At 36.3% G+C, this 21,329-nt stretch carries 19 protein-coding genes; 10 read left to right on the top strand and 9 right to left on the bottom strand.

Annotation, left to right across the window (positions count from 1 at the left end):
• Nucleotides 1-358 precede the first annotated feature (358 nt).
• Complete coding sequence (locus E0946_RS04310) at nucleotides 359-2,908, top strand: cation-translocating P-type ATPase (RefSeq protein WP_133201246.1); 2,550 nt, start codon at nucleotides 359-361, stop codon at nucleotides 2,906-2,908.
• A 70-nt stretch (nucleotides 2,909-2,978) separates the two neighbouring features.
• On the opposite strand, the gene E0946_RS04305 is transcribed toward E0946_RS04310, so the two are convergent.
• The 9 genes from E0946_RS04305 to E0946_RS04265 form a co-directional block, all read right to left on the bottom strand.
• Nucleotides 2,979-4,466 carry a PP2C family protein-serine/threonine phosphatase gene (locus E0946_RS04305; protein WP_133201245.1) on the bottom strand — a complete coding sequence of 496 codons (1,488 nt, stop codon included), beginning with the start codon at nucleotides 4,464-4,466 and terminating at the stop codon, nucleotides 2,979-2,981.
• A 182-nt stretch (nucleotides 4,467-4,648) separates the two neighbouring features.
• Nucleotides 4,649-5,296 carry a CoA transferase subunit B gene (locus tag E0946_RS04300; protein WP_133201244.1) on the bottom strand — a complete coding sequence of 216 codons (648 nt, stop codon included), beginning with the start codon at nucleotides 5,294-5,296 and terminating at the stop codon, nucleotides 4,649-4,651.
• Nucleotides 5,293-5,955: a CoA transferase subunit A gene (locus tag E0946_RS04295; protein WP_133201243.1), complete on the bottom strand. Its 663-nt coding sequence runs from the start codon at nucleotides 5,953-5,955 to the stop codon at nucleotides 5,293-5,295. The genes E0946_RS04300 and E0946_RS04295 overlap by 4 nt, the downstream gene beginning before the upstream one ends.
• Before the next feature lie 70 nt (nucleotides 5,956-6,025).
• Complete coding sequence (locus E0946_RS04290) at nucleotides 6,026-6,223, bottom strand: hypothetical protein (protein ID WP_133201242.1); 198 nt, start codon at nucleotides 6,221-6,223, stop codon at nucleotides 6,026-6,028.
• Nucleotides 6,224-6,299: 76 nt separating this feature from the next.
• Nucleotides 6,300-7,628, bottom strand: coding sequence for a GTPase HflX (gene hflX / locus E0946_RS04285; RefSeq protein WP_243713747.1), 1,329 nt, complete (start codon nucleotides 7,626-7,628; stop codon nucleotides 6,300-6,302).
• A 56-nt stretch (nucleotides 7,629-7,684) separates the two neighbouring features.
• Entirely contained in the window at nucleotides 7,685-8,983 is a 1,299-nt protein-coding gene (gene trmFO, locus E0946_RS04280; RefSeq protein WP_133201241.1) for a methylenetetrahydrofolate--tRNA-(uracil(54)-C(5))-methyltransferase (FADH(2)-oxidizing) TrmFO, read from the bottom strand.
• A 10-nt stretch (nucleotides 8,984-8,993) separates the two neighbouring features.
• Nucleotides 8,994-9,881, bottom strand: coding sequence for a lysylphosphatidylglycerol synthase domain-containing protein (locus E0946_RS04275; RefSeq protein WP_133201240.1), 888 nt, complete (start codon nucleotides 9,879-9,881; stop codon nucleotides 8,994-8,996).
• Nucleotide 9,882: 1 nt separating this feature from the next.
• Nucleotides 9,883-11,340 carry an NAD(P)-dependent malic enzyme gene (locus tag E0946_RS04270; RefSeq protein ID WP_133201239.1) on the bottom strand — a complete coding sequence of 486 codons (1,458 nt, stop codon included), beginning with the start codon at nucleotides 11,338-11,340 and terminating at the stop codon, nucleotides 9,883-9,885.
• A 501-nt stretch (nucleotides 11,341-11,841) separates the two neighbouring features.
• Nucleotides 11,842-13,866, bottom strand: a complete 2,025-nt coding sequence (locus E0946_RS04265) for a peptidyl-prolyl cis-trans isomerase (protein WP_133201238.1) — start codon at nucleotides 13,864-13,866, stop codon at nucleotides 11,842-11,844.
• 171 nt (nucleotides 13,867-14,037) lie between these two features.
• On the opposite strand from E0946_RS04265, the gene E0946_RS04260 reads away from it, so the two are divergent.
• The 9 genes from E0946_RS04260 to E0946_RS04220 are packed head-to-tail and all read left to right on the top strand — an operon-like array spanning nucleotide 14,038 to nucleotide 21,329.
• The gene (locus E0946_RS04260; RefSeq protein ID WP_133201237.1) at nucleotides 14,038-14,484 is read left to right on the top strand and encodes a prepilin-type N-terminal cleavage/methylation domain-containing protein; all 447 of its coding nucleotides are present in this window, start codon (nucleotides 14,038-14,040) and stop codon (nucleotides 14,482-14,484) included.
• Between the two features lie 17 nt (nucleotides 14,485-14,501).
• Complete coding sequence (locus E0946_RS04255; protein ID WP_133201236.1) at nucleotides 14,502-15,560, top strand: type IV pilus twitching motility protein PilT; 1,059 nt, start codon at nucleotides 14,502-14,504, stop codon at nucleotides 15,558-15,560.
• Nucleotides 15,560-16,015 carry a prepilin-type N-terminal cleavage/methylation domain-containing protein gene (locus E0946_RS04250; protein ID WP_133201235.1) on the top strand — a complete coding sequence of 152 codons (456 nt, stop codon included), beginning with the start codon at nucleotides 15,560-15,562 and terminating at the stop codon, nucleotides 16,013-16,015. The genes E0946_RS04255 and E0946_RS04250 overlap by 1 nt, the downstream gene beginning before the upstream one ends.
• A gap of 5 nt (nucleotides 16,016-16,020) precedes the next feature.
• Nucleotides 16,021-16,620 (top strand): prepilin-type N-terminal cleavage/methylation domain-containing protein, encoded by a 600-nt coding sequence (locus E0946_RS04245; RefSeq protein WP_133201234.1) that lies wholly within the window; start codon nucleotides 16,021-16,023, stop codon nucleotides 16,618-16,620.
• A 29-nt stretch (nucleotides 16,621-16,649) separates the two neighbouring features.
• Nucleotides 16,650-18,527, top strand: a complete 1,878-nt coding sequence (locus E0946_RS04240; protein WP_133201233.1) for a hypothetical protein — start codon at nucleotides 16,650-16,652, stop codon at nucleotides 18,525-18,527.
• A gap of 27 nt (nucleotides 18,528-18,554) precedes the next feature.
• Nucleotides 18,555-19,625 (top strand): type IV pilus assembly protein PilM, encoded by a 1,071-nt coding sequence (gene pilM, locus E0946_RS04235; protein ID WP_133201232.1) that lies wholly within the window; start codon nucleotides 18,555-18,557, stop codon nucleotides 19,623-19,625.
• Between the two features lie 9 nt (nucleotides 19,626-19,634).
• Nucleotides 19,635-20,240 (top strand): hypothetical protein, encoded by a 606-nt coding sequence (locus E0946_RS04230; RefSeq protein ID WP_133201231.1) that lies wholly within the window; start codon nucleotides 19,635-19,637, stop codon nucleotides 20,238-20,240.
• Nucleotides 20,237-20,782 (top strand): type 4a pilus biogenesis protein PilO, encoded by a 546-nt coding sequence (locus tag E0946_RS04225; protein WP_133201230.1) that lies wholly within the window; start codon nucleotides 20,237-20,239, stop codon nucleotides 20,780-20,782. Before E0946_RS04230 ends, E0946_RS04225 begins: the two co-directional genes overlap by 4 nt.
• A gap of 1 nt (nucleotide 20,783) precedes the next feature.
• On the top strand, nucleotides 20,784-21,329 hold the full coding sequence (locus E0946_RS04220) for a hypothetical protein (protein ID WP_133201229.1): 546 nt from the start codon (nucleotides 20,784-20,786) through the stop codon (nucleotides 21,327-21,329).

Genomic DNA, 21,329 nt, shown 5'->3' with positions numbered 1-21,329 from the left:
AATCTTTATTTATATGAAGATAGAGATTTAATACACAAATTAAGACTCATCCTAATTTGTTCTATAAAATTTAAATTATTATTAAATAATAGTTATCTTTATTACTTACAAAATATTAACCTCCAACTTTTATTTCAGATCTTTATGAAATCATAACTGCAAAAGGGAATAGGAGACTAAACTTATCTACATACAACTATCTACTCTCAGGATAATATACAAATAACTGGCTTTGGTTATTAATATTTTTATTATAATTTATACAGCTTTTCCCAATGAGTTTGGATTTACTTTCTTACCAAATGTGCTTGACGGATAAAGAATTTTTTAAAAAAATGATTATTAATAGGAGTAAAATATGGGAGAACTGAATTCTAAATACCGGGGACTTTCCCAAGCAGAAGCAGAAGCAAAATTGAAAAAAGATGGTTATAATGAATTACCCACCTCAAAACGGCGCAGTTTATTCAAAATAATTTGGGGTGTTTTAAGTGAACCTATGTTCATTCTTCTTGTTTCCTGTGCTGTATTGTATCTAATATTAGGAAATATGGAAGATGCTTTAGTTCTGGTCGGTTCAGTTATCCTGGTAATGGCAATTGATATCGTCCAAGAACATAAAACAGATAATGCTTTAGAAGCACTTAAAAATCTATCCAGCCCACGAGCTTTAGTCATAAGAGATGGAGAACAGAAACGAATTCCCGGAAGAGAAGTAGTAGTAGGAGATTTGATAATATTAGCTGAAGGAGATAGGGTTCCGGCTGATGCTTTTATAATAGAAAATGAGCAGCTAAATGTAGATGAATCATTATTAACGGGAGAATCAGTACCAGTTCGTAAAAGAGTGTGGGATGGTAAAGAAAATGCACCTCAACCTGGAGGAGATGATTTACCCTGTGTTTATTCAGGCACTTTAGTAGTAAGTGGCAGATGTATAGCTCAAGTTTATGCTACAGGAGCAAAAACAGAATTAGGTAAAATAGGTAAATCATTAGAAGGTTTGCAAGAGGAGAAGACCAAACTCAGTCGTGATACTAATAAACTGGTAAAGAACTTTGCTCTTTTAGGCTTGGTTATATGTCTCATAGTGGTAATTGCCTTCTATTTTACTCGTAAAGATTTGATTCAAGCCTTCCTCAGTGGTATAACTTTAGCAATGTCCATTTTACCCGAAGAATTTCCTGTGATACTTACGGTCTTCCTTGCTTTAGGAGCCTTGCGTTTATCTAAAAAGAATGTATTAGCACGAAGAGCTCAAGCTATAGAAAATCTTGGTGCAACAACTGTTCTATGTACAGACAAGACTGGCACTATTACCTATAATAAAATGACTCTGCAAAAGATTTGGGAACTAGACAATCCTCATTCTATTTCCCTTAAAGATATTGAACGAGACAATAAAAAGGACCAAGACTTGCTATTTTTCAGTATGCTTGCCTGTATGAAGGATCCTTTTGATCCAATGGAAAGAGCTATTCACAAAGCAGTTAAAGATGTTGTTCCCTCCCTTTATGGAAATTATGAAGCATTGCAATTGGTGAAGGAATATCCACTTACAGATAGTTGTAGAGCTATGACAAATGTATGGAAAGAAGGAAATTCAGATAATCTTATAGTTGCTATGAAGGGCTCTCCTGAAACAGTTCTGGATTTATGTAAAATGGATTCTATTTCCAAAGAAAGTGAAATGCAGAAAGTCTCTCAAATGGCTGAAGAAGGATTGCGCGTTTTAGGAGTTGGAATGGCAAGAGTTGATCAAGGTAATTTACCTGAAGAACAGTCTGGCTTTGATTTTCAATACATTGGACTCATTGGTCTGGCAGATCCAATTCGGGAAAATGTTCCTGCCGCAGTTAAGGAATGTTATAGAGCAGGAATAAGAATTATTATGATAACTGGAGATTATGTTGGAACAGCTATAGCAATAGGGAAACAGATTGGTTTGAAAAATGTAGAAAATGTGATAACTGGTGCAGAATTGGATGCTATGGATAATGAAGAGCTAAAAGAGAAAGTAAAGAAGGTAACCATTTTTGCGAGAGTTGTACCAGCCCATAAATTAAGAATAGTTCAAGCGTTAAAAGCTAATAACGAAGTAGTCGCTATGACTGGCGATGGCGTTAATGATGCACCTGCTCTTAAGGCTGCAAATATAGGCATAGCTATGGGACAAAGAGGAACGGATGTAGCTCGTGAAGCCTCCGCTATTGTGATTACGGATGATGATTTTTCTTCCATCGTGAGTGGTGTAAGAATGGGAAGACGCATATATGATAATATCCGCAAATCCTTCACTTATGTCTTTTCTCTACATGTACCTATTTCTGGAATGTCTATCATCCCGGCATTGTTTACTGAATTTCCGCTAATCTTTTATCCTGTTCATATAGCTTTGTTAGAATTAATAATTGATCCTGCCTGTTCTATAGTGTTTGAAATGGAAAAGGAAGAAGAAGATATAATGGATAGACCCCCTCGTGATCCCAATGCCCCTCTTTTTGGGAAAAAGATGGTTATTTTAGGTATGCTTCAGGGATTAGCGGTACTCGTTGTTTTGGCATTAATATATTTCTGGAATTTAAATAACGGTGTAACACCAACTAAAAATCGGGCTATGGTCTTTACCACGATGGTATTTTCCAATCTTATGCTCATAACCACTAATCGTTCCTGGGAAAAGAACCTGATAAAAATCCTCAAAACACCTAATCCAGCAATGTTATATCTTATCCTTGGTGTCTTTTTCATTGTGATTTTAGCTACGAATGTCCCTGCTGTTATAAATATCTTTCACCTTTCTAAACTGAATTTAGTGGAATTAATTGTTTGCCTGTTAGCAGGAAACATTAGCGTGCTCTGGTTTGAAATCTATAAAGCAGTAAAGGGTAAAAAAGCACTCAGTTAAGCTAAACCATTTAGCTATTTATATAAAGGGGTTACTATCTAAAAAACCTTTATCTCTCTCAAATGCTTTATCAGTGAGATTTATTTATAGCTATGCTATATTTACCTGTTCTTATAAGAGTTTTGAATTTACCAAACCTCTTGGTGCTATTAAATAAAGATGAGGCATTAGCTTTATCATATTTGCTATAGATTTCCTGAGCTTTTTTCCAGGTAGCTTCATCTAAAGGAGTGTTCGCTGGAGCAAAGAGTTCCTGTTCCCAGTTTTCCGTATTAAGATTAGAATCACCGGAAGACCTGGCAATTGCGATAGCAAGAAGAGCTTCTAGCTGTTCCTGGCTCATATTATATCCTGCTTTCGTGCCCAGAATTCCATATGCAAGATAAATGGTTTGACCAGGCAGGATATAGATGACTGTATTATCTCTGGTTTGAGAGAAGAATTTTAGGTTCTTTGCCTGGGTCTTTTTATCGCTCATTTTATTAAAAACTTCCTGAAAATGAGCATTTGCAGCACTTGCACCGAGCTTTGCATCAATAGCTTTCTCATCTAATTGTGTGAAAGCAGTTACGGATTTCTCTTCTCTTTGTTCCTTCTTTTCTATAATAGGAGGTATGGTTTCTTCTTCTTTTAGTGTCTCCTCTTTCAAAGTATCTAATGGAGCTACTTTTGAGGACTCAGGTATCTTTTTCAAGGATTGAGTGTACAAGAATAAAGCTACTAAAAATACTACAATAGTCAAGATGAGAGCAAGAGAAGGATAAAACCGATTAGGATGGGAAGCAGGAACTTCTTCTTGAATTACTACGGGCTTGCTAATAAGAACTTCTACAATCTGAACAGTGATATCATCTAAACCACCACGATGAAGAGCGAGATCAACCAGATTATGAGTGGCAATTTGTGGCTCTTCAGATAATTGCTGCAAGATTTCTTCATCTTTAACATATTCCGTCAAGCCATCAGAGCAGAGCAAAAAGACATCTCCTTCTTGCAAGAGATGGGGTCCAGATATATCTGGTCTATAACTCGGTGAACCTATGGCACGAGTGATAATATTTCTGAGTGGATGAATAGCAGCTTCTTCACGAGAAATTAAGCCTTGTTCAACCATTCTCTGAACTTCAGAATGGTCTTTGGTAAGTTGTAATAAAGCACCGCCACGACGAAGATAAATACGACTATCTCCAACATTAGCAAAATAATAAGAATTTCCCTTAATTAGCAAAAGTACAAGAGTGGTGCCCATTCCCGTCATTTCTGGATTTAGCTTGGTGTATTCAATTATCTTATATTGAGCATATTCTACACTTTGAGCAATGGTAGTACTTTCTTCTCCTTCTATATAATGAGATTCAAAATATTCATTAATACTTTCTACTGCCATCCGAGAAGCAATTTCTCCACCTGCTTCTCCACCCATTCCATCACAAAGTAAGAAAAGGTCACCATACTTGCCTTGAAAATGACCGCAATAATCCTCATTATTAACCTTAGCGGGATTTTTACCCTGAACCGTTAAACTGGCAAATCTTAAACGAACCGAGCTATTAGCCATAATTAACACTCCTGCTCTTTAGATTCCTATCTATTTAATCCAAATAATATACTTTAAACTTCTAAAAGACTCTGACTCCAAGGAATTTCTTATTATTAAATCAGGTGTATAGAAAAATTACAGTGAGTTAACAATTATTACACTTCCAGTTTTTACTTTCTTTACAGTGTCCAAGAGATATTCTATTTAAGACTATCAGGGACAATTAATTCAGCTTCTGTTGCTTTAAGTACTTCCTCCAGGGTATATCCTTCAGTAATTTCTTTGAGCAATAAACCTTGAGGAGTGACCTCTATAACAGCCATTTCAGTAATGATAAGATTCACACAATGAGGAGCAGTTAGAGGAAGGTTACACTTTTTTAAAATTTTTGGATTGCCGTGCTTATCACAATGTTCCATAGCAACAATAACTTTTTTAGCTCCTGTCACGAGGTCCATTGCCCCACCCATACCAGGGATAAGTTTTCCTGGAATCATCCAGTTCGCCAGATTTCCTTCCTGGTCTACTTGCAATGCACCAAGTACGGTAACATCAATATGTTTACCGCGAATTATGGCAAAACTGGTGGCAGAATCAAAGAAAGAAGCACCTGGAACAGCAGTAATATAACCGCCACCAGCATTAATCATATCCTTATCTTCTTGTCCTTCTGCTGGAGCAGGACCAACTCCCATAATGCCATTTTCTGATTGAAAGACCACCTTTCTTCCTTCTGGAATATGATTGGCTGCTTCAGTGGGTAAACCTATGCCCAGATTGACATAGTCTCCATCCAGCAGTTCTTGTGCTACACGTTTTCCAATATGAGTGCGTTTATCGTTAGTCATTTTCTCCCCTCTTTGCTTAAAACTATATAATTGACAAATACCCCAGGAGTTATCACTGCTTCAGGGTCTATATATTCATCTTCTAAAATTTCATCCACTTCAGCAATAGTGATTTTTCCTGCCATAGCCATAACAGGATTGCCATTACGAGCGGTTTTACGATATATAAGATTACCTGCTTTATCAGCTTTATGCGCTCTTATCAGGGCAAAATCGCTTGCTATAGCTGGCTCTAATAAATAATCTTTGCCATCCACATTAATTATTTGTTTTCCTTCAGCTACTATGGTGCCTAAACCTGTAGGAGTGAGAACACCTCCGAGACCTGCACCAAAAGCACGAACCCTTTCCATTAAAGTGCCCTGAGGAATAAGTTCGGACTGAATTTCTCCGGAATTAACCTGGTCCTGAATATTTTTGTTTGTGCCCATATGAGAAACTTGGACGCTTTTCACCAGATGCGCATCCACCAGTTTGCCAATACCTTTGCCAATATAATCGGAAGTGATAGCAATAATATGCAGATTATTGATACCAGCTTCAACAATAGCATCAAGGATGGTTTCAGGAGTCCCAACCGCTAAAAATCCACCTAATGCAATACGACTGTGAGGTTTAATCATCGCAGCTGCTTCTTCTGCGCTAATCAATTGAAACATAATTGTCTCCTTTATATTTGTCTTTTATCAAAAACCTTTATTTTTTCCACTTACTTTTCCAGTGTCTCGTTTAAAATACCTCTTTCATAATTTCATTCCAGTAGTCCGTGGCATCATACACTTCAAATGTTGATATTATAGAGCTATCTTTTATATATTCAACCAGTAATCTATAAAAGCTTATAACCTCTTCTTCAAAGTAAGCTTTATGTTCATCAGCAGTAATTATTGTTTCACTCACTGGCATCAATCTTTCTTCTATAAACATTATCAATGTTAGTCATAAAATCATTATTTTAATTATGTAAGCAGTAACTATAATACTGCTTATTAACAACAGAGTTTTATGTCAACAGATAGTCCTGAAAGTAATGTAAATCTTCTTGATTTATAATGGCTTCCAGAAAGATACCATCTGCTTGATATTCTTCTTTTTTGATATCACCAATCTCGTGTAAAAGCGATGCCAGCGAACCCTTATCGTAAGGCAAAAACATCTGATAGAGTCTGTTCTGAAAAAGTTTCTCTTCCACTTTTTGCAGAAGGTCTTCAAGGTGGCTTTTATTCAAGGCTGAAATAAATATGGCATCGGGATATCTCTTTTTAGCAAGATTTAATTGGATAGAATCAACTAAATCTATCTTATTAAAAACCAGTATCTGAGGAATGTTATCAGCTCCAATTTCTTTTAGCACTGATTGCACCTGTTCAATGTAATATTCATAGCGTTCATCGGAAAGGTCTACTATGTGAAGTAAAAGGTCTGCATCTTCAACTTCCATCAAAGTAGCAGTAAAAGATGCAACTAATTGATGTGGAAGACGAGAGATGAACCCAACTGTATCAGAGATAACGACAGGAAAGGAAGTAGAAAGCTTTAATTGACGGGTGGTAGAATCCAGCGTGGCAAAGAGCTTGTCTTCTACCAGAACTCCTGCTTCCGTCAATGCATTAAAAAGGGTTGATTTCCCTGCATTAGTATAACCTACCAGACAGATTTTCTTACTCTTTTCTCGTTGTTTCCGTTGAGTTTCTTTATTCTTGGATATTTCCGCAATAGCCTGTTTGATTTTGCGAATATTATCTTTAATGATTCTTTTATCAACTTCTATCTGTTTTTCCCCCATTCCACGGGAAGCTGAACCACCACGGGAACGGACAGTGCCATGTTCTTGGTCATAATTTTCAGATTGTCTTCGCAAACGAGGAAGCTGATATTGTAATTCCGCTAAACGAACCTGCAATTTTGCTTCTTTGGTATGAGCATGTTGATGAAAAATAGAAAGAATGATTTCTGTCCTATCCAGCACTTTAATACCATAATCATTTTCAATGTTTCTTGCCTGGACTGGAGTTAATTCATCATTAACAATCAAGAAATCGGCATTATTCTGATGCATCTTTCTACTCAATTCTTCCAGAAAACCTTTTCCAAAATAGGTGCTACTCTCAGGATTTTCACGCTTTTGTGTATATTTGCCCAACACAGCGATACCAGCAGTTTTAGCCAGTTTTCCCAGTTCATTTAAGCTGGCTTCAGTTTCTGATTCCTTTTCACCACGGGTAGCCAGAGTAGCCAGAAAAGCAGTCTTTTCCTCTTCCTCTCCTTTTTCCCAGGTATCTGGTTCATTATCAAATTCTTCTACCAGATAATCTTTCTCTTCATCCAGCATATTTTTAACTCCTGAAAGTCATTAGCTCAAATCATATTTTTATGTCAATAACACAATCACTTATTATCCAAGAAATCTTTCAAAGCTTTAATACTTCTTTCTGAAAGAGCTAACTTCTTTTGTTTTTTGTCTCGCAGAGGATTATATAGAGCAGGAAGGAGACCAAAATTAGCATTTACGGGTTGAAAATTCTTGATAGAGGTATCAATTAAACGACGCCAGATTTGACCAGTAATCGTTTCTGGAGGAAGCATAGCTAAACCTTCTGAAATAATCTTAGCAACCAAGAGTCCTGAAGCAATACATTCCACATAACCTTCCACACCGCTTAGTTGTCCAGCCACATATATATGAGGTGCATTCTTAAGATTGAGCTCGGGATTTAGTACTGCGGGAGCATTAAGGTAACTATTGCGATGCAGTGAACCATAGCGTAAAAATTCTGCTTTTTCTAAGCCTGGAATGAGTCGGAATATTCTTTTTTGTTCAGAATAACGAAGCATAGTCTGACAACCGACTAAATTATAGGCGGTATGTTCCTTATTTTCAGGACGCAATTGCAGAACAGCAAAGGGGGTTTTACCTTCTTTTTCCAGTCCTATAGGTCTCATAACCCCGAATCTCAAGGTATCTTTCCCTCTTCGGGCAAGCTCTTCAATAGGTATACAATTCTCATAGAACTTTAGCTTAGCCTCAGTCATTTCATTTTCAAAGGAATGCGGTTTATGTTTTTCACCAGTTAATAAAGCCTCCACAAAATGGTAGTATTCCTCTTCAGTAAATGGACAATTTAGATAATCTGGCTCACCTTTATCATATCTATCTTTCAAGTAAATTTTATCCGTATTTAGACTATCAGCTGAGACAATAGGAGCAATTGCATCATAGAAATAAAGATGAGCCGAACCGACCACGGATTGGAGCTCCTGAATAAGATTATCAGAAGTTAAGGGTCCTGTTGCCAGAATACTTAACTCCGTTGGAAGAGTGGTTATTTCCTCACGAATAAATTCAATATTAGGATGGTGAATTATTTCATCGTTAATCTTTTGGGCAAACAAATTACGATCTACCGCCAGAGAATGTCCCGCAGAGACTGCACAGCTTTCAGCTACAGGTAAAAGTTTTGAACCGAGCAGATGAAGTTCCTCTTTAAGCAACCCAGCAGGTGTGTCTAAAAGGGTGGATTTTAGAGAATTACTACAAACCAGTTCTGCTGGATATCCAGTTTGATGAGCAGGAGTCATTTTCGCAGGTCTCATCTCATAAAGCTTAACTTTCCAACCCTTATCTGCAAGGTATAAGGCAGCTTCACTTCCTGCTAAACCTGCTCCAATTATTTTAATCTCAGGCATATAATAATATCTATTTAGATCTTTTAACTCTTAAAAATATCACTGCTCCAATTAATGCAGCAGCCACATCGTGAATGATAAAGATGATAAGAGTAGTACTTACAATATTTTCTGAAAGATAACCGATATCAGAAAGCAGAGGTATCGCCAATTTTTCTTTCACTCCTAATCCCGCAAAAGTGATGGGAATACTATAGGCAAGATGGCTTAGAGACATTCTATTCATAATTTCCCAGAAACTGACAGGTTGCACTTGTTCCAATAAAATCCAGTATTGTATATAATTTAGGAGAGTAATAACAATCTGGGCAAAGACCATCGCAGGAGCTAATTTCAGATATCCTGATTGAAGTTTTTTCAAACGTCGGTCTACAGAAAGTAAGAAATACATCCAGAAAGGCATAGTATCAAATATTAAAAATAAGAGCCAGGAAATCCAGGAAGGAATACCTAAATCTACGAATACCAGAGCCATACTGGCAAAAAATAGCAAAACCCAAGTCACAAAAATTCGCTCTAAAATAAACGAATATAAAGAATTAATCTTACTATCATTATGTACAAAAGCTATTTTACCTATCATACCAAAACTTCCTGGAATGGCAAAACGAAGTGCCTGTCCAATCATATAAGAATTGAAAATCTCATATTTAGCTGGATGATAATTGGGATTGACTTGAAGTGCCCATTTCCAGGTTAGATATTGTCCCCAGTGTCTCAGAACAGTAATTCCTATAAGAACAAGTATAACCCAGACTGGTTGAGTGACAAATTCCCTGACCACTACTCTTAAATTCAATTTGCTGAATATACTCCACATAATCAGGATAGTAATACCCAGCTTTAGAATAAAAGAAAGGACCCCCCGCAGGTTGTTTTTCTTCTTCTGTTTTTGCATCTTATTTAGAAATCATCTTATTTGTATATTGTAATGCTTCCTCAATCAATTTTTCTGGAATAGGAGGGATACTTCCATCTTTTATCATTTTCTGACAGTTCTCCCGAGCTTGTAATATATCTGTTCTGGCTTGTTGATATAAACCTTCATAACTATTAGTTCTCCTGGCAACTCCTTCTTTCATTGCCTGGCTTGCGACTTCTGCTGCTTCATAAGGAAAGACATCTATTTCATCCATTTGAGGGATAATATTATCTGGTGATATTCCTCTTTGCTCTGCAAAAGTGGCAAGAGCATAAGCTGCTTTAATAGCCATTGTATCTGTTATGTGCCGAGAACGAACCATTAAAGCTCCTTTTAAGATACCAGGAAAACCTAAGGAATTATTTATCTGATTAGGAAAATCTCCTCTTCCCGTGGCAACAATAAAAGCTCCAGCTGATTTTGCAGCATAAGGATAAATTTCAGGAACAGGATTGGCACAGGCGAAGACAATGGGTTTTTCTGCCATTAATTTAATCCATTCTGGTTTTATTATATCAGGTCCCGGAGTGGAAAGAGATATCAGAACATCAGCTTTTTTCATTGCTTCTTCCATAGTATTATAATGCTTGGGATTGGTCTTCTGGGCAAAATCCCACTGTCTAAATTTATCAGGATTATTTGCTAAATCCACTCTATCAGAATGTAGAGCACCCTTACTATCAAACATAATCAGATTTGCCGGGTCTAATCCTTCTTTCATTAAAAAACGAGCAATGGTTGTATTGGCAGCACCTGCTCCATAAAGTACCACTTTTATATCAAAAATCTTCTTATCTACAAGTTTTAACGCATTAATTAAACCAGCAAGAGTTACACAGGCAGTTCCCTGTGCATCGTCATGCCACACTGGAATTTCACAACCAGTAAGTAATTCATCCAGAACATAATAACAGTTTGGTTGGGAAATATCTTCCAGATTAACAGCTCCAATACTGGGTTCTAACATCTTAACAAAATCAATAAGTTTTTCAGGAACAGGGTTGCCCTTCGCATCACGGTCATTAACACAGAGAGAGATGGCATCTAAACCTCCCAGGTATTTCATCAACATTGCCTTACCTTCCATCACACCTAAACCACCATATATTCCACAATCTCCATCCCCTAAAACTCTGGTGCTATCTGTTACAATTGCAACTAAGTTCCCACGATTGCTTAATTCAAAGGATTCCTCAGGATTATCACGGATAGTGGTAGAGATAGAAGAAACCCCAGGAGTATACCATACATTGAACCAATTAAAATTCCAGATTCCAACTTTGGGCAAGGTCTGCATCTTTCCATGATAATAACGATGTGAAAGCGCAGCTAATTTTTTAAGAAAAATAGTCTGAGCTGATGCTCTTTTTTCCGCATTATAATTGCAATTAAAATATTCTTCTAAATTAGAAAGGTCAGTTTTCAATTTTTCCATATCATAATCCAAAAATTTAATAAGTTCCTTTTCAACAGGATGGTAAATATTGTCAATCAGATTGACAATTCCAAATCCCTAATCAATAGATAAATAGGCAATTAAAAGGTAAATATAAAATATAAAAATAGTATATTTTTGATTGATTCCAGATATAATAAAGTTATAAATATTGTCATAATATATTCTATTCTGTTATTAACCTTGCTAAATCCACTTTCTTAACCCTTTATATTCCAAATAAATATACATTCTCCCTTAGCTCTTTCTTAGCTCTTTCCTATCTCTTCCTTGACGGAGAAGCTAAGTGAGAGGCAGGTAACAGATAGGATAAAATAAAGATAGCAATCTTATTGTCATAATGTAAACTTATTATAATGATTTAATGCTGTCTACCTAATTAAAATATTATTCTTTCAGAATCAATATAGCTGCACAATTATAGGCAGAGCAAATAAAAAAGCCCTGCCGAAACAGGGCTATAAAATTAAGTTTTTTAAATTACTCTTCTAATTCCAACTGAATTCTGCCTTCCAGAGCATCAATCATAAATTGAGCAGATTCATTCAGGTCTCCTTGAGGATATTTTTTCAAGAAATCCTTAAACAACTGGAGAGCGCGTTCTTCATCTTTAAGTTCCTCAGCGATGATGAAAGCCTTCATAAAAAAGGCACGATAATCATCTGAACCATTGGGAAAATGCTGGATTATCTGGTCATAAATGGCAATAGCATCGTTAAAATTGCGACTTTTTGCGGCATCATCTGCCATTTTAAAGAGTTCATCTGCATTGACTTTAAGTGTAATTCGCTCTGGATAAAGAACCATATGAAACTCTTCGTACAGTTCCCGGGTCACTTTTTCCTGTTGCGCCATCTGTCTATCTCTTCTAAGAATATTATAGATACTGGGTTCAACTTCTGTAAAAGATTTAACTTGGGCTGGGGTTTCTGCAATAATCTGGAAAAAGACAATATCACCTCGGGCAGTTTTGAACACAGGACTAATATATCCAATGGAATTATTCCAGACCATATCACAAAAGTCTTTATCGGGTCCTATTCCAGTAATTATGCCATTATTATATATATGGTCTAAAACTGATAAGTTAGGTTTTTTGGATTCTTTTTCAATTAATTTATTAATCCTTGTAGTATCATCAAAAGCAGTGTAAAGAGCATATTTTTTACGAACGGACTCAGCAGTTTTTTCATCATCAAACCAGAGAACCCGGATAGTTCTATAGCCTGGAGTAGTAAAATCATTGATATGTGCATCATAATAGGCACGAGTATCTTCACTGTCAATTTTAATGGAATCAACCACAAGTATTTTATATGCTTTTTGGAGCATATAATAGCGTTGCATCTGCTGATAATTTTCATTATCTTTTAGATACTCTTCATAATTCTGATTTTTAGCCTCCAGATAAAGCAGGTTGCGAATAAGTTCTTGTTCCAGAAATTGATTTGCTCCACCGCCTTTAGTGAAAAAGAGTTGTTCTTGAGGAGAAAGTTTTGAAAAACTATCCAGCAAGGATTTTACTGTAATCGTCAATTCCGGTTCAGAAGCAGTGACCAGGACTTTTTCTTCAATATCTTTATTTTTAGAGGGATTTCTCAAATCAATCTGATTAACGAGAGTGGAATCAACAACCACTGCATATTTGGTCTTTAAATCACTCATAAGAGCATTGAGTAAACGGTTCTCCACTTCTGGTTTAGCACGTTGTTCCAGTTCAGAATAAACATCCTCATAGGTTTTTTGATAACCAGGTTGATAATCTATAACGCGGAAAACATACCATCCAGTTGTAGTTTTATAAGGACCAAGAATGGCTGTTGTATCGGGTTGTGCTTTAGCAATAAGGTCTTCCAGTTCATAATCATTACCGATTCCAGGAATATTTCCATTTAGCCGGATATTTTTTACCACACCCTTCAAACTCTTTATATAATTATTTATATTATAAAGATTGGAAACCTCTTCAAAACTTTTCCCAGAACGGAGTTCCTGAATTGCTTGAAGAGCTGTTTCTTCATCTGGTAATTGAATAATATTGGCAGTGATATTAGGATTTACATAGAACAATTTTTTATTTTCTTCATAGTAGCGTTGTTTATCTTCTTCAGTGACCACTACCCGGTCAGTTATATTTCTTTTGTAAAATTCCTGAATAAGATACTGTTTTTTTGTTGCTTCAATATTAGCGAGGACTTCGGGGTCTTCATTCAGCTTTAGTTGCATAGCTTTGGCAGCAAAAACTTCTTCCATAGCAATCGCATCTAAAACCTGTTTTTGTCCTTCCATTGTTTTGTATCTTCCCTGGACATTAGGTGGAAGCATTGAAATTCTTTTTTCCAGGTCAGCCCGTGTAATAACTCCTCCATCAAATTCTGCTAAGATATCAGTTTCATTTATTCTGTTCTGTTTAGAAACCTCTACAGGGGCTAAATTATCAGCACAAAGGGTAGTAATAGCTATGAGAGATACAAGGGTTACAATAAACCATTTTTTTAAATGCATTATTTTCTCCTCAATTGAGTATTAATATATGAAAAGTCAAAAAAAGTATAGACAAAAAAGAGTCAAGATATTTATAAGATTCTATTGCGGGTTTAAATAAAATTTGAGATTTGGCACGCATTGTGCAAATATAAAAAAATATAAGAAAAATCCGATAAGGAGGAAATTACAATGCTTAATAAACTTCAAGGACAAAAGGGATTTACCCTGATTGAAGTATTAGTGGTGGTCATTATTGTCGCCATCCTTGCCGCTTTAGCGGTTCCCATATACTTGAGATATGTGGAAAAGTCTCGTTCCACTGAGGCTCAGACGGCAATAGCTGCCATTCGTAAAACTTATGATGTATACCGTCAAACCACAGGAACCACGCAGGACTACACTATTGAAAAGGCTATGAAAGATGCCAATTTAGGTGAAAGCACTTTAAAGAACTGGAAATTTGAAGTTGTTGGCAATCCACCGAAGAAATTCATTGCTACTTCCACTGAAGAATTTCCTGGCGGTCCTGATAAACAGGTCTGGTATGATGTTCAAGAAGCAAAGTTCCATGGTTACGGTATAGATGAGTTTACGAACCCTATGACGGAGGCAATGGAAACCGAAACAGGGAAATAATAAGTGGAGGCAGTAAGTTGACTATCTATGAATTATTGCAATTCACAGCGGAAGCGGGTGCGTCTGACCTGCATATAGCTGCAGGAGCGCACCCTATGGTTCGTGTGAATGGTAAGATGAAACGTCTTAATCTACCCATCCTATCCCCAGAAGAAGTAGAATCACTGGTTTTTGGTGTGATGAATGAAGTTCAACAAGATATGTTCAAAGAACAACTGGAAATTGACTTCTCTACCAAACTAAGTAACGATGTTCGTTTCCGGGTAAATGCTTTTCATCAAATTAATGGTATCTCTTGCGCCTTCAGAGTCATTCCTAATGAGATTAAAAGTTATGAGGAGCTTCATTTACCGGATATCCTGAAAAGACTTACTCAGAAGGAAAAAGGATTCGTTTTAGTGACAGGTCCAACCGGAAGTGGAAAATCAACCACTCTGGCTACGATGATAGATTCTATTAATGAATCTCGTTATTGTCATATTATCACCATTGAAGACCCTATTGAATTCGTTCATCAGAGTAAAAACAGTCTGATAAATCAAAGAGAATTAGGGCATGATACCTGGAGTTTTACTGCTGCTTTAAGAAGTGCTTTGCGTGAAGATCCTGATGTGATACTAGTTGGTGAAATGCGTGATTTAGAGACAGTGTCATTAGCATTGACAGCAGCAGAAACTGGACATCTGGTTTTCGCAACTCTGCATACAGGAAGCTGTACTAAGTCCATAGACCGTATTATAGATATGTTCCCCAAGGAACAACAGCAACAAGTAAGGTCTATGCTTTCAGAATCTCTGGAAGCAGTTATATCTCAGACTCTCTTGCCCACAAAAGATGGAACCGGTCGTGTTCCAGCAGTTGAAATTATGATTGCCAATACTGCTGTCCGAAATCTAATCCGTGAAGAGAAGACTTATCAGATTCCCTCAGTCATCCAGGCTAGCACAAAAGAAGGAATGCAAACTCGAGATCAGTCTCTATATAATCTGGTAATGAATAATTTAATAGAAAGAACTGTGGCAGAGCAATTTGCCGACAATCCTAAACAATTTGCTACAGGAGCAGGATTTGTGTGATGAATAGCAGAAATTCTGCTCATTCTTTTTCTGCAACAAAACTATTACAGGAACAAAAGGGCATGACCTTATTGGAAGTCTTAGCCGTAATGGTCATTATTGTCGTTATGGTCCTGGCTATCTATATTGGCATAGTTTATGCAGAAAAACAATTACTGATTAATTATAGAGATAGAGTAGCAACACTTTTAGTTACTGGTGAACTGGAGATGGAATATTATCGGCATGTTCATGATAAACCTTTTGAATTGCAAGTTAATAGGGAATACATCATTGATGATAGAGATCCAAATCATATTTTAGTTGGATATATGACCATAGAACAAAAAACTGCCCAAGAAAGCTCTAATGAACAGTTATTAACCTATATCTATCTGGAAGCCACACTTCGCTGGATAGACCCCGACACGAAGAAAGAAAGGTTTATTAGAATGCGAGAAGATTACTTTATTTAGATAATATGAAAAAACATAAATCATCTATATTAGCACGGCAAAATGGAGTAACCTTAATAGAATTAATTGTAGTAATGGCGATATCGGTATTATTGTTATTAATTTCTGGGTTAGGTATTGGAACTTTCTTTAGAACTTATAAAGAATTAACTGCCTGGACTAAATTACAACAAGATGCTTTAAATTGCTTAAATCTTATTAAAAATGGTGTTCCAGTAGGATCGGGAATCGATACTGAATATATTGGTGTGATTAATGCGATGACCTTGGAACTAACTAATACTACCACGAATGTTTCTACCGGATTAAAGGTAATACCTCCATCAGCTTCAGATATATATAAATCTGATAATGCTCATTTTTATTTATATAATGGCGCTGTGCGTTGCACTTATGTACATCACGGTGTTCAAGTTGCTTCTCCTATATATATCTTTCCGAAAGAAGAAGATCTTGACGATATCATAATTGATAAGTTTCTTTTTACTAAGGTTAATCCAGAACCGAATGTCTATGTAGTCCAAGTAGAATTGAACGCAAGAATTAAAACAGGTGCGGATAGATATGAAATGGTTAAGTTCAAAACTAAGATGGCAAAAAAATAAAAAAAGTAATCCTCTTTTGAGGAGGTTTTATGTTTAATATATTCAAACATCCCAGTGGAAATATTGCTATTGCCTTATTATTAAGTGTGATAGCAGTAATGTCCGGTTTTAGTCTATCCAGTATGGCTATGAACGATGTAGTGGCTTTTCAATATGATTTTGAGAATTTTCAAAGTACTCTTTTCCTACGTAGTGAAGCCTATAGAGGACAAAAAATAGCCCAAAAACTGGGAACTATATTAATTCCGGTGCGTACTTCGGAGCGAAGTATTGAATTAACCAATTCCGCACTGAAAAAAACTTTTAAAATTCAGTCGCTACTTAGTAAGGGACGTTTACTAACTTCTCAAGAAGTTGTTATGGGTGATCAGAAACAGCAAACCATAGTTGAATCATTGGTTAAATCTAAAACTGGCATCGGACAAGTTGCAGCTATGAATTCTAAATTTTCTATGATTCGTAAATATGGAATTTATACCTTAGAAACCGAGACATTTGCTAAATTTATGTATTTTACTGATACTGATGAATCGCCTAATGGAACTAATGTCTATTTTCACGGTCCTGATATGTTATATGGTCGTGTTCATAGCAATACTGATATCTGGATTAAGCAAACTTCTGGGGGTGTTAATGGTGGTTGGCCAATATTTTATGGTTGGGTTTCCACCGCAGGTGAAATCCAATCCCACTCGGGAAGTTATTCTGAAAGTCAGATCTTCCCCGGAGGCCTCTCAGAAGGATATGATTATGTTGTTTTTCCGGAAAGTGCTACACTTATTAGACGAAATGGGCAAAAAGTTGGACCGCTTAATTATAATCCCGATGTGATAGTTTATGTAGAAGTAGATGGCGCATCTTTTACTTATTACAAAGGGGATATACAATCTCCTCGGTTAGAAAGCGCTGATGTTTATAATCCTTATCCACCACCTACTGCTACTGAACCTTTATTTACAAATACTTATCAAGTGAGAGATACTGTCTGGACATTTGGTGCACATGGTACAGCGAATAATAGATCTAATTGGGTAAACAATCGTCTCTGGATTCGCGGAACTTTTGCCACCTATCAGACCTGGGGATGTGCTGATACAATGTTTCTGGTAGATGATATTTTGCTTGAAAATACTCCTGTAGGTACGGACCCTGCCAATAATAATACTGATGTTGTCGGTTTAGTTTCCGAGAAATCCATCGTTATTAAGTACGGTTATAGAAGCCCGATTGATACTTTACGTCACCATGATAATTGCGGACCAGACACAGGTTATGGTGGGATCTGGATTTATGCGGCAATGGCTGCTTTAGGAGATGGACATGGAAATACCCATCAGGATGGAGTATTTACCTTTGAATATCAACATCCTCACCCTTCAGTTCCTGATTATAGATATAATAATGTTCTATATACGAAAATAGACCTTCATCGTTACCATTTCCCACAGAGTAATGCATATAAATGGGCAACTTGTAATGGTCCCCGCAATCTGAAAATTGATTATCCCTGGTATAATCCTCTGTGGCCAGAAAGGACACCTTATCTGGAACGAGGATATATTAATATCTACGGCTCAGTTTCTCAAAGAAGAAGAGGGTTCGTACATCGCAGTTATTATGATACTGAATGGCCATCCAATAATGAATGGAATCAGCCTATTGATTTCTGTGGACCCTCAAGTGCACCTACAGCAGTGCAACATAATGACCCTGTATTCGGTTTTCAATTGACCAATATTAACTATCCGGGGACCTCTGGGTCTGGTACAGGTTATAAAAAAAATTATCATTACGATAATAGATTTTATCATACCTCACCTATTGATTTCCCTCAGGTTAATCGTAAAGATGAAACACCCTTTGCAGCTGTTAACTGGATTATAAAACGTCCTCCAGAATACCTTTAAATATATAATGAAAAATATAGAGGAACAATGAAAAAAACTAAAGCAATCAAGTTTAAAGAATCTGTGGGTATTGATATTGGTAGTCACAGTGTGAAGGTAGTGCATTTAAAAAGACTGCATGAAGGCTTCAAACTATTAAACTACGAAATCAGACCTACTATACCAATTGATGTAGAATATGTTCCCAGTGACCTGCGTCCCGACCGTTTTGCTCCTGTAATAGTAGAAATACTAAAAACGCTGCATATCAACCCTAAAAAAATTCAACATCTGGTCACTTCTGTGGGAGGAGATAATACCAGCATTAAACAAATAAAAACCATTTTCCTCCCTGATGATGAGTTGGAATCAGCTTTATTCTTTGAGGCAAAAAAACATATCCCTATTAGTGGAACCGATATGGTACTGGATTATCAAGTTATTAGCGTAGAAGAAAAAACTAACAATATGAATATCCTATTAGCTGCCACTTCAAAAGAATTACTAAATGAACATACTAATATTCTAACTACTGCCGGTTTAACTCCCAATATTGTTGATATAGATTCCTTGGCTGTGGCAAATAGTTTTATCTTAAATGCATTTGTGGAAGAGGGAGTTTATATTCTATTAAATTTAGGTGCCCATCGTACCAATATGGTTATATGGGGACCTGAAGCCAAGTTCTTTGCCCGGGACATTCCTTATGGAGGCTATAATTTCACTCGTGATATTATGCGTAAACGCCAAATGGAATGGCAAGAGGCAGAAAACTATAAGATGGAATGGGGCTTACTTGATGACCCCAGTAGAGCTGGAACTCAGACGATTAGTATGCTGGATATTTCTGAAAAAGCAACTGAAGACGCCATCGTTGAAGAGTTGAGGCGTTCCCTACGCTTCTATGTCAAAGAAGCAGGTAATAGCGATTTTCGTAAGGTCTACCTTATGGGTGGCACTGCTAAATTAAGGGGATTACCAGAATATATTCAAGAAAAAGTTAATATCCCTACTGATGTTTTCCACCCATTTATTAATGTGGAGATGCCAGAAAAATTCGAAGACAAAAAAGATCCGCAACTTGCCTTAGCTATAGGCTTGGCTATGCGCTTAGAATAGGATGTAATTATGGAAAATATCTTTTATTTTAAAATAAATCTAAACAAATATGGGGAATTAAAACTACAAGTAGAGAAAGAAAATAAAACTTTCCGCAATGCTGTTATTATTTACTGTATTTGTGCGGCTCTTTTGTTTGTTGGACTTTTCTATATTAATAAAGATATGAAAAAGAAAGTTGATAATCGCCGCAAATTCTACAATCAAATCAGTTCTCAGCTTGCTGCAGTAGAGTCAAGTGGTGAATATCTATCTGCAAAGGATTTAGAAAAGTTAGCAAAAACCTTTAATAACCGTATTTTCTGGACAAAGAAATTGGAAGCTTTAAGTCGTGAAATTGATAAACAATTAGCCATTAGAAAATTTACCTATAGTAATGGAGTTCTTACTCTTAATGGTATAATTGAAATTAGTAAAAATATTCAAGAAGGTGATGTTATATTCAATTTTATTCAACGATTAAAGAATAATCCGGAAATAAGTAATGATTTCCCCGAAATTAAGGCAGGACCACAAATGCGACAAATTTCTAAGGATACCGAAATTCTGGAATTTATCATTGAATGTTATAGTCGGGAAGCTGCTCCATTACAACCACAGAAGGTGCAACTATGAAAGAAAAATATCTACTCTTCATCGTTGGTATGATTCTGGTAACCATCCTCTTCTTCTGGGTAGCCAACACTAATCTTAAGAAAAATATTACTGAGATAGAACGGTATGATAAAAGGATAAAAACCTCTCTGGAAAAACTTAATAGTGCAATGTTAATGGATGCTCAGCTAAGCCAGTTTAAAGAAATCCTGGATAATACTTTAACAACCAACGAGCGTTTTTCTATAGATGAACTGAATGATTTTCGGAGAGAGATTGAAAGGTTAAGAGATAATAACAAATTGAAATTAATCAGGATATCAGATACTAATAAATACAACGAACCTGGCTTATTAGAACATACCTATTCCCTTGAATTAGAGGGAACATTTCAGCAAATGGGAAAATTTATCTCCGATTTGGAAGCTCAGAATTATATCATTAAAATCCAGTATCTTGATGTGAGTCCCACTCAAGTTTCAGGAAAAACTGACCCAAATGCTCCAAATACTTATAAAATAACTATGGAGCTTTCTATTTATAAGGTTAAAAAGGAGGCTTAAAGTGCAGTTTAGATATCTGAAAGACTTAGCTATGGCTCTTATTGCCATATCTCTCATTGCTTGCGCTATTAGGCTCATCTCCTTGAATGAAGCAAATCGTAAGATTCCTCCTCAGTCTAAATATACGCATGAATCCGTTTCTGATACTCTCAGAGCTCAAATTATGAGCATTGAATCTTCTATCTTAGATAGAAAAAATTTTGTGTTCTCAGTAACTCATGACCCTCTACGACAGGGTAATATCATTAAAGATAGATTTGATATGCAAAAAGAATTTGAAAATGCAGTAAGGAATATGTTCCGTCCCACAGGTACTTATATTGATGAGGAAACCGGAAGAAGATTAGTTACCATTGAGTATCAGGATAGAATTTATACTGCTGGTGTTGGTGATGTAGTAGAAGGACGAAAAATTATGTGGATAACCGAACAAAATATTGGCATATATTATGGTGGTCCTCAAACTATTCCTATTCAACCTCGTCCTCCAATACCTGATTTTTCCTTAGAAGAAACCAGACAAAAATCCCTGGAACAAAATTACTAA

The organism is Candidatus Syntrophosphaera thermopropionivorans (assembly GCF_004353895.1).
GTDB classification, from domain to species: domain Bacteria; phylum Cloacimonadota; class Cloacimonadia; order Cloacimonadales; family Cloacimonadaceae; genus Syntrophosphaera; species Syntrophosphaera thermopropionivorans.
Note: the sequence above shows the minus strand (reverse complement) of the source record. Positions and strands in the feature narration are given on the sequence as shown.

Bases quoted from the DNA above. Each gene is read 5' to 3' on its own strand.
- pilM (WP_133201232.1), top strand. From the start codon at position 18,555: ATGAAAAAAACTAAAGCAATCAAGTTTAAAGAATCTGTGGGTATTGAT.
- E0946_RS04265 (WP_133201238.1), bottom strand. From the start codon at position 13,866: ATGCATTTAAAAAAATGGTTTATTGTAACCCTTGTATCTCTCATAGCT.
- trmFO (WP_133201241.1), bottom strand. From the start codon at position 8,983: ATGCCTGAGATTAAAATAATTGGAGCAGGTTTAGCAGGAAGTGAAGCT.
- E0946_RS04300 (WP_133201244.1), bottom strand. From the start codon at position 5,296: ATGACTAACGATAAACGCACTCATATTGGAAAACGTGTAGCACAAGAA.
- E0946_RS04250 (WP_133201235.1), top strand. From the start codon at position 15,560: ATGAATAGCAGAAATTCTGCTCATTCTTTTTCTGCAACAAAACTATTA.
- E0946_RS04290 (WP_133201242.1), bottom strand. From the start codon at position 6,223: ATGTTTATAGAAGAAAGATTGATGCCAGTGAGTGAAACAATAATTACT.
- E0946_RS04240 (WP_133201233.1), top strand. From the start codon at position 16,650: ATGTTTAATATATTCAAACATCCCAGTGGAAATATTGCTATTGCCTTA.
- E0946_RS04225 (WP_133201230.1), top strand. From the start codon at position 20,237: ATGAAAGAAAAATATCTACTCTTCATCGTTGGTATGATTCTGGTAACC.
- E0946_RS04270 (WP_133201239.1), bottom strand. From the start codon at position 11,340: ATGGAAAAATTGAAAACTGACCTTTCTAATTTAGAAGAATATTTTAAT.
- hflX (WP_243713747.1), bottom strand. From the start codon at position 7,628: ATGCTGGATGAAGAGAAAGATTATCTGGTAGAAGAATTTGATAATGAA.
- E0946_RS04230 (WP_133201231.1), top strand. From the start codon at position 19,635: ATGGAAAATATCTTTTATTTTAAAATAAATCTAAACAAATATGGGGAA.
- E0946_RS04310 (WP_133201246.1), top strand. From the start codon at position 359: ATGGGAGAACTGAATTCTAAATACCGGGGACTTTCCCAAGCAGAAGCA.
- E0946_RS04275 (WP_133201240.1), bottom strand. From the start codon at position 9,881: ATGCAAAAACAGAAGAAGAAAAACAACCTGCGGGGGGTCCTTTCTTTT.
- E0946_RS04245 (WP_133201234.1), top strand. From the start codon at position 16,021: ATGAAAAAACATAAATCATCTATATTAGCACGGCAAAATGGAGTAACC.
- E0946_RS04305 (WP_133201245.1), bottom strand. From the start codon at position 4,466: ATGGCTAATAGCTCGGTTCGTTTAAGATTTGCCAGTTTAACGGTTCAG.
- E0946_RS04295 (WP_133201243.1), bottom strand. From the start codon at position 5,955: ATGTTTCAATTGATTAGCGCAGAAGAAGCAGCTGCGATGATTAAACCT.
- E0946_RS04260 (WP_133201237.1), top strand. From the start codon at position 14,038: ATGCTTAATAAACTTCAAGGACAAAAGGGATTTACCCTGATTGAAGTA.